Here is an 11,926-nt window from a genome sequence, read left to right on the forward strand (position 1 = left end):
TGTACGCTCCCGTCATGGACCTCGTGATCGGCCCCTTGGACCTCGCAGCTCACGTCGACGAGGCCCTCGCCGTCCAGGCCGTCGCCTTCGGGCTCGGCCCCGACGAAGTCGCCGTACGCCGCCAGATCGTCCAGCGCCATATGCAGTACCGGGGAGCGCGGGCCCTCGGGGCCACGGTGGGCGGTCACCTCGTGGGCTTCGTGTACGGCATGCCGAACGCCCGCACCCACTGGTGGTCCACCGTCGTGGAGCCCTACCTCCGCGCGGGCGGCCATGACTTCTGGCTGGACGACTCCTTCGTGATCACCGAGCTGCACGTCCACCCCGACCACCAGAACCGCGGCATCGGCCGCCGCCTGATCACCGCGATCACCGACACGGCCGCCGAACCCCGCTCGATCCTCTCCGCGATCGACACCGACAGCCCGGCCCGCGGCCTCTACCACTCCCTCGGCTATGTGGACCTCGCCCGCCAGGTCCACTTCCCGAGCGCGCCACGGCCGTACGTGGTGATGGGCGCCCCTCTGCCGCTGCGGCGCAGAGAGAGCCGCGGATAAAGCCGCAGGCAAAGTATTAGGCAAGGCCGCGGGCAAAGCCGGGGTCATATCCGATTTCCACCGGCACAGCCAGCCCGGCTAACCTCCTATGCCATCACCCTTACCCGGCAGGAGTACGAGAACCATGGCGAACGCACCGGTCCAGCGCATGTCCCAGTTGATGGCGAAGACGCTGCGCGACGACCCGGCGGACGCCGAGGTCCTCAGCCACAAGCTCCTCGTCCGCGCCGGTTACGTCCGCCGCACGGCCGCCGGCATCTGGAGCTGGCTGCCGCTCGGCAAGAAGGTCCTCGCCAACGTCGAGCGGATCGTCCGGGAGGAGATGGACGCCATCGGCGCCCAGGAGGTCACCCTCCCCGCCCTGCTGCCCCGTGAGCCCTACGAGGCGACCGGCCGCTGGGACGAGTACGGCCAGGAGCTGTTCCGGCTCAAGGACCGCAAGGGCGGCGACTACCTCCTCGGCCCCACCCACGAGGAGATCTTCACCCTCCTGGTCAAGGACCAGTGCACGTCCTACAAGGACCTGCCGGTGATCCTCTACCAGATCCAGACCAAGTTCCGGGACGAGGCCCGCCCCCGCGCCGGCATCCTGCGCGGCCGTGAGTTCCTGATGAAGGACTCGTACTCCTTCGACCTGGAGGACGAGGGCCTCGCCCAGTCGTACGCCCTGCACCGCCAGGCCTACCAGCGCGTCTTCGAGCGCCTCGGCCTGGACTACCGCATCTGCGCGGCCACCGCCGGCGCCATGGGCGGCTCGAAGTCGGAGGAGTTCCTGGCCCCGGCCGAGGCCGGCGAGGACACCTTCGCGGACTGCCCGAACTGCGACTTCGCCGCCAACACGGAGGCGATCACCTACGCGCTCCAGCCGGTGGACGGCTCGGCCGTCCCGGCCCTGGAGGAGATCCCCACGCCCGACACCCCGACCATCGAGACGCTGGCCGCCTCCCTCGGCGTACCGGCCTCCGCCACGCTGAAGAACCTGCTGGTGAAGGTGGACGGCGAGATCGTCGCCGTCGGCGTGCCCGGTGACCGCGAGGTCGACCTGGACAAGGTCGAGGCGCACTTCGCCCCGGCCGTCGTCGAGATGGTCACCGAGGCGGACTTCGCCGGCCGCCCCGACCTGGTCCGCGGCTACGTCGGCCCGCAGGGCCTGGGCGAGAAGCTGAAGTACATCGCCGACCCGCGCGTGGCCCCCGGCACCGCCTGGATCACCGGCGCCAACAAGGAGCACACGCACGCGAAGAACGTCGTCGCCGGGCGTGACTTCGAGGCCGACGAGTACGTCGACGTCGTCGTCGTGCAGGAAGGCGACCCGTGCCCCAAGTGCGGCACCGGGCTGAAGCTGGACCGCGCCATCGAGATCGGCCACATCTTCCAGCTGGGCCGCAAGTACACCGACGCCCTCAAGCTCGACGTCCTCGGCCAGAACGGCAAGCCGGTCCGCGTCACGATGGGCTCCTACGGCATCGGCGTCTCCCGCGCGGTCGCGGCCATCGCCGAGCAGACCGCCGACGACAAGGGCCTGGTGTGGCCCAAGGAGGTCGCCCCGGCCGATGTGCACGTGGTCGCCGCCGGCAAGGCCCTGCAGACCGAGCTGGCCCTCGACGTCTCCGAGAAGCTGCGCGCCGCCGGCCTGCGCGTCCTCGTCGACGACCGGGCCGGTGTCTCCCCGGGCGTGAAGTTCACCGACGCCGAGCTGATCGGCGTCCCGCAGATCCTGGTCGCCGGCCGCCGCTCCGCCGAGGGCGTCCTGGAACTGAAGGACCGCAAGACCGGCGAGCGCGAGGAACTGTCCGTGGAGGACGCGATCGCCCGCCTCACGGCCGCCTGACCGCCGCCCGGGCCGCATACTCCCCGAACCGGCCCGCTCGCCTGCGCGAGCGGGCCGGTTCGGCGTTCCGGGACCGCCGTGCCGCTCAGCAGCACGCCTTCCCGGAAGAGATCGCCCACCTCGTCCGCGGACAGGCGCCTGTCACCGTCGTGGAAGAAGCTGCGCGGCTCGCCGAGGAAGGCCTGCCGGCTGCGCCATCTCGTGACAGGCCGCCGCCCCCCCGCCCGGGTCAGGAGAGCCAGCCCGCGAACTCCAGCAACAGTTCCGCGTCCTTCGGCCGCCCCACCCGGACCGCACGGACCCCGGACTCCACAGCCCGGAACAGCGTCCACCCCCGCAGCCGCTCCTGGTCCACCTCCAGCGACTCCGCGAGCCGCTTCACCCGCCGCCGGACGACGGCCGCTCCGGACGGCGCCGCGATCAGGTCCTCCACCCGGTCCCGTACCAGCCGCGCCAGATCGAACGCACACTCACCGACCACCGGATCCGGCCCCACCGCGAGCCACGGCGTCCGCTCCCCGGCGAGCACCTTGCTCTGCCGGAACGTGCCATGGAGCAAGCGCTGTTCGAGCGGCGCGGCCAGCAGCTCGTCGCGGGCCGTGAGCGCCGCGTCGACCAGCGGCGCCACCTCGGGGTCGGCGTCCGCGCCCGCCCGCATCGCCGTCGCCTGCCGCCCGGTGCGCTCGGCGACGGTCTCGAAGGCATGGCCGGCCGGCGGCTCGACCCACAGCCGCCGCAGCGTCCCCGCCGCCTCCAGCAGGGCCTTCGCCTCCGGCAGCGACCGCACCGACACATCCGGGTGCAGCCGCTCCAGCAGCAGCACACCGTCCTCGGCACCGGCTTCCAGCAGCTGTACGGCGCCCCGTCCGCCCCAGCGCGCCAGCGCCGCCCGCTCGCTCTCCGGGCGGGCCCTCGGCGGGGCGAGCTTCAGCACGGCCGGGGTGCCGTCCGCCCGCCGCACCAGCACCACCAGGCTGCTGCGCCCGCCCGGCACCTGGACCCGCTCCACGGTCAAGTCGCCTTGGGCGACGGCCCGTTCGGCGATCGCGGGTAGCTCCGCCAGCCAGGCGTCCCCGGCCGGTGCCGTCTCACCGAGCGCCCGTACCAGGCGCGGCGGCGGTTCGAAAGCCATGCGCGAGTCGTTCCCTTCCAGTCGGCTCCTGTCGTACGGGCGTCACCGGGTCACCGCGACGGTGCCACCGAGGCGGAGGCCGGCGGGGCCGCGCCGGCCGCACTCGTCCCCTCGTCGGCCCGCTCGGCGAGCCCAGGGAAGGCTACGCTCTCCCCGCTCCAGCGCACCGCGCGCACCGCGGCCTCCCGCAGCGCCGCGGCGGCCGCACCACGCCGCGCGCCCGTCGCCGCCCGCACCAGATCCGCGTACACACCGGCCACCCGCTCCTCCAGCCGGGCGGCGAGCCGTACGGCCGCGGCCGAGTCCGGCACCGGGAAGGGCAGCGCATACGCGGCGTTCGCGGCGACCGGCTGGCCGCCCAGATCGCGGACCTCCAGGGTCAGCGCGTCCCGGCGCGCCCGGTGGGCGTCGTACGCCGCCCGCGCCTCCGACTGGCGCGCCGCGCCGATCCGGCCGCCGACGACGCCGTACCCGTACACCGCCGCGTGCTCCGCCGCCAGCGACGCCTGCAGCGCGGTCAGCTCGGCCGCCCTCGCCTCGTCCCTCGCTCTGCCGCTCACTTCGCCGCCTCCGTCAGCAGGTACGCGTGCGTGGCGCCCGCCGCCGCCACCGACGCCAGCAGCCGCGCCAGCTCGCCGGGCACCTCCAGCAGCTCCTTCGCACGCCGGCCGGCGAGGGCGCGCTCGGCGGCGGCCAGCCCGGCCAGCGCGTCCTTCTCGGCGGCCGGAACGGGGGCGGGGGAGGGGGACACCGAGGCCGTCGTCGTGGGCGGCGCACCGTCCGTGAAGGCCGCGGCGTGGGCGGCGACCTGGGCGCGCAGCGGGTGCAGCCGCTCCGCGAGCCCCGGATGCGCCGCGAGGACGGCGTCGTACCGCTCCAGCAGCCCACGGCTGTCCCCCGCCGCACGCGCGCGTGCCCGTGCCGTCGCCGACGGGCCGCCGCCGGAGTCCGGATCGGCTGAGCAACCCACCAGCAGCGCGGCGCCGGCGGCCGAGGCGAGCAGGGATCTTCTGCGCGGCCCCGAGGGGGTGCGGAGGGGTGGCGGGTACGGCACGGCTGACGTCCTCGGGGGCCTCGTACGAACACACGGGCGGGAGGGCACCCCGCCGTGATCACGGTACCCGCGCACACCTCCGCTTCTTGTCACCGGCTCAGCGGACCCGCCCCGAGGGGCGTGGGGCAGCCCCACCCCTGGAGGGGACAGCAACAGTCCTCGCGACCGGATACCCTTTGACCAGACACGCGCCCCATCCCACAACAGCACACGCGGCCGAGGAGTCACCCGGATGAGCACCACCCAGAGCGAGAGGCTGCGAGAGCTGCTGGAACCGCTCGTCACCTCCCAGGGACTGGATCTCGAAGAGATCGCCGTGGACTCCGTCGGACGCAAGCGGGTGCTGCGCGTGGTCGTCGACTCCGACACCGGAGCGGACCTGGACGCCATCGCCGATGTGAGCCGTGCGCTCTCGGCGAAGCTGGACGAGACCAACGCGATGGGCGACGCGGCGTACGACCTGGAGGTCGGGACCCCCGGCGCGGAGCGCCTCCTCACCGAGCACCGGCACTTCGTGCGCGCCACCGAGCGGCTCGTGAAGTTCCAGCTGACCGAGGGCGGCGAGCTGGTCGCCAGGATCCTGAAGGCCGACGAGGACGGTCTCGACGTCGAGGTCCCCGGGGTCAAGGGCCGCAAGGCGACCACCCGCAGACTCGGCTTCCCGGAGATCGACAAGGCGCGCGTGCAGGTCGAGTTCAACCGCAAGGACGACAAGGTCAAGAAGGACATGAAGGAAGAGGAGGAGGCGTAGCCATGGACATCGACATGAGTGCCCTGCGGGGCTTGGTTCGGGAGAAGGAGATCTCCTTCAACCTGCTGGTCGAGGCGATCGAGTCGGCCCTCCTCATCGCCTACCACCGCACCGAGGGAAGCCGCCGACACGCGCGCGTGGAGCTCAACCGGGAGACCGGGCATGTGACCGTGTGGGCGAAGGAGGACCCCGAGGACCTCGAGGAGGGCCAGGAGGCCCGCGAGTTCGACGACACCCCCACCGGCTTCGGCCGTATCGCCGCCACCACCGCCAAGCAGGTGATCCTGCAGCGGCTGCGCGACGCCGAGGACGACGCGACGCTCGGCGAGTACGCCGGGCGCGAGGGCGACATCGTCACCGGCGTGGTCCAGCAGGGCCGCGACCCGAAGAACGTGCTGGTCGACATCGGCAAGCTGGAGGCCATCCTGCCGGTGCAGGAGCAGGTGCCCGGCGAGACCTACCCGCACGGCATGCGCCTGCGGTCGTATGTCGTCCGGGTGGCGAAGGGCGTCCGGGGACCGTCGGTCACCCTGTCCCGTACGCACCCGAACCTGGTGAAGAAGCTCTTCGCCCTGGAGGTGCCGGAGATCGCCGACGGGTCCGTCGAGATCGCCGCGATCGCCCGTGAGGCCGGTCACCGCACCAAGATCGCCGTACGGTCCACCCGTTCGGGCCTGAACGCCAAGGGCGCCTGTATCGGCCCGATGGGCGGCCGGGTGCGCAATGTGATGGGCGAGCTGAACGGTGAGAAGATCGACATCGTCGACTGGTCGGACGACCCGGCCGAGATGGTGGCGAACGCCCTGTCACCCGCTCGGGTGAGCAAGGTGGAGGTCGTCGACATGGCCGCCCGCTCCGCCCGGGTGACCGTGCCGGACTACCAGCTGTCGCTCGCGATCGGCAAGGAGGGGCAGAACGCCCGCCTCGCCGCCCGGCTCACCGGCTGGCGCATCGACATCCGGCCCGACACCGAGCAGGCCGGGGACCAGGCGGGGGAATAAATCCCGGCCGCGGGTCGCTGAGATCACGACAACAACCGTTCGATCTTTGCCCCAAAGGGGTGAGGTCGCTACGGGGAGGTAGACTTAACTGTGTCTGGCCGGACGCACGCCGGAGCATGCCCTGAACGCACCTGTGTGGGGTGCCGGAAGCGGGCGGCCAAGAACGATCTGTTGCGGATCGTGAGGATCGAGGACGCATGCGCCCCCGATCCTCGCGGTACGCTGCCCGGCCGGGGTGCGTATGTACACCCCGCCCTGATCTGTCTCGACCAGGCGGTACGCCGCCGGGCGTTCCCGCGGGCACTGCGCGTCCCGGGGCCGCTCGACACAAAGGCGTTGCGCCAATACGTCGAGCAGACAACAGTTGCCGAGCAGGCAACACCGTAAGACGTGCCGTACGGAACCCCGTGCGGCCTGGTACCTCGCGAGTCGAAAGCAGGTCGAGATTGCGATGAGCACTCGATGAGTACGCGATGAGTACGCCCATGAACTAGCGACGGTCCGGCTTCAACCCGGACCTCAAAGGAGCGAAGTGGCTAAGGTCCGGGTCTACGAACTCGCCAAGGAGTTCGGTGTCGAGAGCAAGGTCGTCATGGCCAAGCTCCAGGAACTCGGTGAATTCGTCCGTTCGGCGTCTTCGACCATCGAAGCGCCGGTTGTACGTAAGCTGACCGACGCCTTCCAGGGCGGTGGCAACGGCAAGTCCGCCGGCAAGCCCGCCCCCCGTAAGGCTTCCCCCAAGCCCGCCGCGCCCTCTCCGGTGCAGGCGGCACGTCCGGCTGCCCCGGCCCCCAGGCCGGCTGCCCCCAAGCCTCCGACGGCGCCCGCTGCCCAGCAGCCGGCCGCCCCGTCGGCTCCCTCGGCGCCCGCGCCGGGTCCGCGTCCGGGCCCGAAGCCCGCGCCGCGTCCGGCTCCGGCCGCCCCGGAGTTCACCGCTCCGCCGGCCGCTCCGGCCGCCCAGACCCCGCAGGCCCCGGCCGCGCAGGGTCCGCGTCCGGGCGCCCGTCCGGGTGCCCCGAAGCCCGGTGGCCGTCCGGCTCCCGGCCAGGGCCAGGCCCGTCCGGGCCAGGGTGCCCCGCGTTCCGGTGGCCAGGCCCCGCGTCCGGGTGCCCGTCCGGCCGGTCCGCGTCCGGGCAACAACCCCTTCACCTCCGGTGGCTCCACCGGCATGGCCCGTCCGCAGGCCCCGCGCCCGCAGGGCGGACCTCGTCCCGGCGGCCCTGGTGCCCCCGGCGCCGGTCCCCGTCCGCAGGCTCCCGGCCAGCAGGGCGGCGGTCCGCGTCCGCAGGGTCCCGGCGGGCACCCCGGTGCCTCCGGGCGGCCGTCGCCGGCCGGCATGCCCAGGCCGCAGGGCGGCGGTCCGCGTCCCGGCCCGGCCGGTCCGCGTCCGAACCCCGGCATGATGCCGCAGCGTCCCGCTGCGGGTCCGCGTCCGGGCGGCGGTGGCCCCGGCGGCCGCGGTCCCGGTGGCGGTGGTCGTCCGGGTGGCGGCGGCGGTCGTCCGGGTGGCGGCGGCTTCGCCGGTCGTCCCGGTGGCGGTGGCGGCGGCTTCGCCGGCCGTCCGGCTGGTCCCGGCGGTGGCGGCGGCGGTGGCTTCGCCGGCCGCCCCGGTGGTCCCGGCGGTGGCGGCGGTGGCCGTCCCGGCTTCGGCGGTCGTCCCGGTGGTCCGGGCGGTCGTGGTGGCACGCAGGGCGCCTTCGGCCGTCCCGGCGGCCCCGCGCGCCGTGGCCGCAAGTCGAAGCGTCAGAGGCGCCAGGAGTACGAGGCCATGCAGGCCCCGAGCGTCGGCGGCGTGATGCTGCCGCGCGGCAACGGCGAGACCATCCGTCTCTCCCGCGGCGCGTCGCTCACCGACTTCGCGGAGAAGATCAACGCCAACCCGGCGTCGCTCGTCGCGGTCATGATGAACCTCGGCGAGATGGTCACCGCGACGCAGTCCGTCTCCGACGAGACCCTGCAGCTCCTCGCGGACGAGATGAACTACAACGTTCAGATCGTCAGCCCGGAGGAGGAGGACCGCGAGCTCCTCGAGTCCTTCGACATCGAGTTCGGCGAGGACGAGGGCTCCGAGGAGGACCTGGTCGTCCGTCCGCCGGTGGTGACCGTCATGGGTCACGTCGACCACGGTAAGACCCGACTGCTCGACGCGATCCGCAAGACGAACGTCATCGCGGGCGAGGCCGGTGGCATCACCCAGCACATCGGTGCCTACCAGGTCGCGACCGAGGTCAACGACGAAGAGCGCAAGATCACCTTCATCGACACCCCGGGTCACGAGGCGTTCACCGCCATGCGTGCCCGTGGTGCGAAGTCGACCGACATCGCGATCCTGGTCGTCGCGGCCAACGACGGCGTCATGCCGCAGACGGTCGAGGCGCTCAACCACGCCAAGGCGGCCGACGTGCCGATCGTGGTCGCGGTCAACAAGATCGACGTCGAGGGTGCCGACCCGACCAAGGTGCGCGGTCAGCTGACCGAGTACGGCCTGGTGGCCGAGGAGTACGGCGGCGACACCATGTTCGTCGACATCTCCGCCAAGCAGGGTCTGCACATCGACTCGCTGCTGGAGGCCGTGATCCTCACGGCCGACGCCTCGCTCGACCTGCGGGCCAACCCGGCCCAGGACGCGCAGGGCATCTCGATCGAGTCCCGCCTCGACCGCGGCCGTGGTGCCGTGGCGACGGTCCTCGTCCAGCGAGGCACGCTGCGGGTCGGCGACACGATGGTGGTGGGCGACGCCTACGGCCGCGTCCGCGCCATGCTCGACGACAACGGCAACAACGTCGCCGAGGCCGGCCCGTCGACGCCGGTCCAGGTCCTGGGCCTGACCAACGTCCCGGGTGCGGGTGACAACTTCCTGGTGGTCGACGAGGACCGTACGGCCCGTCAGATCGCCGAGAAGCGTGCCGCCCGTGAGCGCAACGCGGCCTTCGCCAAGCGCACGCGCCGCGTGTCCCTGGAGGACCTGGACAAGGTGCTCAAGGCCGGCGAGGTCCAGCAGCTGAACCTGATCATCAAGGGTGACGCTTCTGGTTCCGTCGAGGCCCTCGAGTCCTCCCTGCTCCAGCTGGACGTCGGCGAAGAGGTCGACATCCGCGTCCTGCACCGCGGTGTCGGTGCGGTCACGGAGTCCGACATCGACCTGGCGATGGGCTCCGACGCCATCGTGATCGGCTTCAACGTCCGTGCGGCAGGCCGCGCGGCGCAGATGGCCGAGCGCGAGGGTGTGGACGTCCGGTACTACTCGGTCATCTACCAGGCGATCGAGGAGATCGAGGCGGCCCTCAAGGGCATGCTCAAGCCGGAGTTCGAGGAGGTCGAGCTCGGTACGGCGGAGATCCGCGAGGTCTTCAAGTCGTCCAAGCTGGGCAACATCGCCGGTGTCCTCATCCGCTCGGGCGAGGTCAAGCGCAACACCAAGGCACGCCTCGTCCGCGACGGCAAGGTCATCGCAGAGAACCTCAACATCGAGGGTCTGCGTCGCTTCAAGGACGACGTCACCGAGATCCGCGAAGGCTACGAGGGCGGTATCAACCTCGGTAACTTCAACGACATCAAGGTGGACGACGTCATCGCGACGTACGAGATGCGGGAGAAGCCGCGGGCGTAACGGCCGACGGTATCTGAAGCTGGCCGGCAGGACTTCGGTCCTGCCGGCCAGCGCGCCGTTCCCGGGGCCGGGCAGCGGGGGTACACACAAAACCCCGTCGAGCCGTCCCACGGGTTCGCGTAACCTTCTTGGTGTCCCCGGTCCACACGGCTCCGGGGCCATCGATCCCGTACCGGCGGGTGAACCGGTTACACACATGTACGTGGGGACTCTGTCCTTCGACCTCCTCCTCGGCGATGTCCACTCGCTGAAGGAGAAGCGCTCCGTCGTCCGCCCGATCGTCGCCGAACTCCAGCGGAAATACGCCGTGAGCGCGGCCGAGGTGGACCACATGGACCTCCACCGGCGAGCGATCATCGGCCTCGCCATGGTCTCCGGCGACGCGGCGCACCTCACCGACGTACTGGACCGGTGCGAACGGCTGGTCGCCGGCCGCCCCGAGGTGGAGCTGCTGTCCGTACGACGGCGCTTCCACGGCGACGACGACTGATCGACAGAACGCAAGAAGAAGAAAGAACGGGAGACGGACCAGTGGCCGACAACGCGCGGGCTAAAAGGCTGGCGGACCTCATCCGGGAGGTGGTGGCCCAGAAGCTGCAGCGCGGGATCAAGGACCCGCGGCTCGGCTCACACGTCACCATCACGGACACCCGGGTCACCGGTGACCTGCGGGAGGCGACCGTCTTCTACACGGTCTACGGCGACGACGAGGAGCGGAAGGCCGCGGCTGCCGGCCTGGAGAGCGCCAAGGGCGTGCTCCGTTCGGCGGTCGGGGCGGCCGCGGGCGTCAAGTTCACGCCGACCCTCACCTTCGTCGCGGACGCCCTTCCGGACACCGCCCGGACCATCGAGGACCTCCTCGACAAGGCACGGCAGTCCGACGAGAAGGTGCGCGAGGTGTCCGCGGGCGCCACGTACGCCGGTGAAGCGGACCCCTACCGGAAACCGGGCGCGGAAGACGACGAGACGGACGACACCGCCGAATGACCAGCAAGCCCACCCCGCCCGACGGCCTCGTCATCGTCGACAAGCCGTCGGGCTTCACTTCGCACGACGTGGTCGCCAAGATGCGCGGGATCGCCAGGACCCGCCGCGTCGGCCACGCCGGCACCCTCGACCCGATGGCGACCGGCGTCCTGGTCCTCGGCGTCGAGCGGGCCACCAAGCTCCTCGGGCACCTCGCGCTGACCGAGAAGGAGTACCTGGGCACCATCCGCCTGGGCCAGAACACGATCACCGACGACGCCGAGGGCGAGATCACCTCGTCCACCGACGCCGCGAAGGTCACCCGGGACGCCATCGACGCCGGCATCGCCAAGCTGACCGGCGACATCATGCAGGTCCCGTCCAAGGTCAGCGCCATCAAGATCGACGGCGTACGGTCGTACAAGCGGGCCCGCGAGGGCGAGGACTTCGAGATCCCCGCGCGGCCGGTGACGGTCTCCTCCTTCACGGTGTACGACGTCCGGGACGCCGTCGCCGACGACGGCACCGCGGTGCTCGACCTGGTCGTCTCCGTGGTCTGCTCCTCGGGCACCTACATCCGCGCCCTGGCCCGTGACCTGGGCGCCGACCTGGGCGTCGGCGGCCACCTCACCGCGCTGCGCCGGACGCGCGTCGGACCGTACAGGATCGATACGGCGAAGACGCTGGACCAGCTCCAGCAGGAGCTGACCGTGATGCCGATCGCACAGGCCGCCGAGGCCGCGTTTCCGCGCTGGCAGGTGGACACCCGGCGCGCCGGGCTGCTGCTGAACGGCGTCCGGCTGGAGATGCCCGACGAGTACGCGGGCGCCGGTCCCGTCGCCGTGTTCGGCCCCGAGGGCCGTTTTCTCGCGCTCGTCGAGCAGCAGAAGGGCAAGGCCAAGAGCCTGGCCGTCTTCGGCTGAGACACCCCGCCACGGGCGTCGCCCGTGGAACGGCGGCCGGGCCACGGGGTGAGCCCCTGCCGCCGCTCCACGGTCCCCCCTCGGTTCCCCCACCTCTAGGG

Annotated in this window: 12 protein-coding genes; 9 read left to right on the forward strand and 3 right to left on the reverse strand. The window is 72.0% G+C overall.

The window, feature by feature from the left end:
- The first annotated feature begins 14 nt into the window (after positions 1-14).
- Complete coding sequence (locus ABZ624_RS29465; RefSeq protein ID WP_360095412.1) at positions 15-557, forward strand: GNAT family N-acetyltransferase; 543 nt, start codon at positions 15-17, stop codon at positions 555-557.
- A gap of 124 nt (positions 558-681) precedes the next feature.
- Positions 682-2,388, forward strand: a complete 1,707-nt coding sequence (locus ABZ624_RS29470) for a proline--tRNA ligase (protein ID WP_360095415.1) — start codon at positions 682-684, stop codon at positions 2,386-2,388.
- A gap of 229 nt (positions 2,389-2,617) precedes the next feature.
- On the opposite strand, the gene ABZ624_RS29475 is transcribed toward ABZ624_RS29470, so the two are convergent.
- From ABZ624_RS29475 to ABZ624_RS29485, 3 genes are read right to left on the reverse strand one after another with little or no spacing between them, the layout of a single operon-like run.
- Positions 2,618-3,520: an aminoglycoside phosphotransferase family protein gene (locus ABZ624_RS29475; RefSeq protein WP_360095418.1), complete on the reverse strand. Its 903-nt coding sequence runs from the start codon at positions 3,518-3,520 to the stop codon at positions 2,618-2,620.
- Positions 3,521-3,570: 50 nt separating this feature from the next.
- Complete coding sequence (locus ABZ624_RS29480) at positions 3,571-4,080, reverse strand: ferritin-like domain-containing protein (protein ID WP_360095421.1); 510 nt, start codon at positions 4,078-4,080, stop codon at positions 3,571-3,573.
- Positions 4,077-4,574 (reverse strand): hypothetical protein, encoded by a 498-nt coding sequence (locus ABZ624_RS29485; protein ID WP_360095424.1) that lies wholly within the window; start codon positions 4,572-4,574, stop codon positions 4,077-4,079. The genes ABZ624_RS29480 and ABZ624_RS29485 overlap by 4 nt, the downstream gene beginning before the upstream one ends.
- Before the next feature lie 232 nt (positions 4,575-4,806).
- On the opposite strand from ABZ624_RS29485, the gene rimP reads away from it, so the two are divergent.
- From rimP to truB, 7 genes are all read left to right on the forward strand, one after another.
- A complete protein-coding gene (gene rimP, locus ABZ624_RS29490; RefSeq protein WP_360095427.1) occupies positions 4,807-5,325 on the forward strand; it encodes a ribosome maturation factor RimP in 519 nt (172 codons plus the stop codon).
- A gap of 2 nt (positions 5,326-5,327) precedes the next feature.
- Positions 5,328-6,326, forward strand: coding sequence for a transcription termination factor NusA (gene nusA, locus ABZ624_RS29495; protein WP_360095430.1), 999 nt, complete (start codon positions 5,328-5,330; stop codon positions 6,324-6,326).
- A 90-nt stretch (positions 6,327-6,416) separates the two neighbouring features.
- The gene (locus tag ABZ624_RS29500) at positions 6,417-6,713 is read left to right on the forward strand and encodes a YlxR family protein (RefSeq protein WP_360095433.1); all 297 of its coding nucleotides are present in this window, start codon (positions 6,417-6,419) and stop codon (positions 6,711-6,713) included.
- A 145-nt stretch (positions 6,714-6,858) separates the two neighbouring features.
- Positions 6,859-9,936, forward strand: coding sequence for a translation initiation factor IF-2 (gene infB, locus ABZ624_RS29505; RefSeq protein ID WP_360095436.1), 3,078 nt, complete (start codon positions 6,859-6,861; stop codon positions 9,934-9,936).
- A 196-nt stretch (positions 9,937-10,132) separates the two neighbouring features.
- On the forward strand, positions 10,133-10,426 hold the full coding sequence (locus ABZ624_RS29510) for a DUF503 domain-containing protein (protein ID WP_067008837.1): 294 nt from the start codon (positions 10,133-10,135) through the stop codon (positions 10,424-10,426).
- A gap of 41 nt (positions 10,427-10,467) precedes the next feature.
- On the forward strand, positions 10,468-10,923 hold the full coding sequence (gene rbfA, locus ABZ624_RS29515) for a 30S ribosome-binding factor RbfA (RefSeq protein WP_360095439.1): 456 nt from the start codon (positions 10,468-10,470) through the stop codon (positions 10,921-10,923).
- Positions 10,920-11,825, forward strand: coding sequence for a tRNA pseudouridine(55) synthase TruB (gene truB, locus ABZ624_RS29520; protein WP_360095442.1), 906 nt, complete (start codon positions 10,920-10,922; stop codon positions 11,823-11,825). The genes rbfA and truB overlap by 4 nt, the downstream gene beginning before the upstream one ends.
- Positions 11,826-11,926 lie beyond the last annotated feature (101 nt).

It is taken from the genome of Streptomyces sp. NPDC007205 (genome assembly GCF_040634095.1).
In the GTDB taxonomy this organism is placed as follows: domain Bacteria; phylum Actinomycetota; class Actinomycetes; order Streptomycetales; family Streptomycetaceae; genus Streptomyces.

Bases quoted from the DNA above. Each gene is read 5' to 3' on its own strand.
- ABZ624_RS29465 (WP_360095412.1), top strand. From the start codon at position 15: ATGGACCTCGTGATCGGCCCCTTGGACCTCGCAGCTCACGTCGACGAG.
- ABZ624_RS29470 (WP_360095415.1), top strand. From the start codon at position 682: ATGGCGAACGCACCGGTCCAGCGCATGTCCCAGTTGATGGCGAAGACG.
- ABZ624_RS29475 (WP_360095418.1), bottom strand. From the start codon at position 3,520: ATGGCTTTCGAACCGCCGCCGCGCCTGGTACGGGCGCTCGGTGAGACG.
- rimP (WP_360095427.1), top strand. From the start codon at position 4,807: ATGAGCACCACCCAGAGCGAGAGGCTGCGAGAGCTGCTGGAACCGCTC.
- nusA (WP_360095430.1), top strand. From the start codon at position 5,328: ATGGACATCGACATGAGTGCCCTGCGGGGCTTGGTTCGGGAGAAGGAG.
- ABZ624_RS29510 (WP_067008837.1), top strand. From the start codon at position 10,133: ATGTACGTGGGGACTCTGTCCTTCGACCTCCTCCTCGGCGATGTCCAC.
- truB (WP_360095442.1), top strand. From the start codon at position 10,920: ATGACCAGCAAGCCCACCCCGCCCGACGGCCTCGTCATCGTCGACAAG.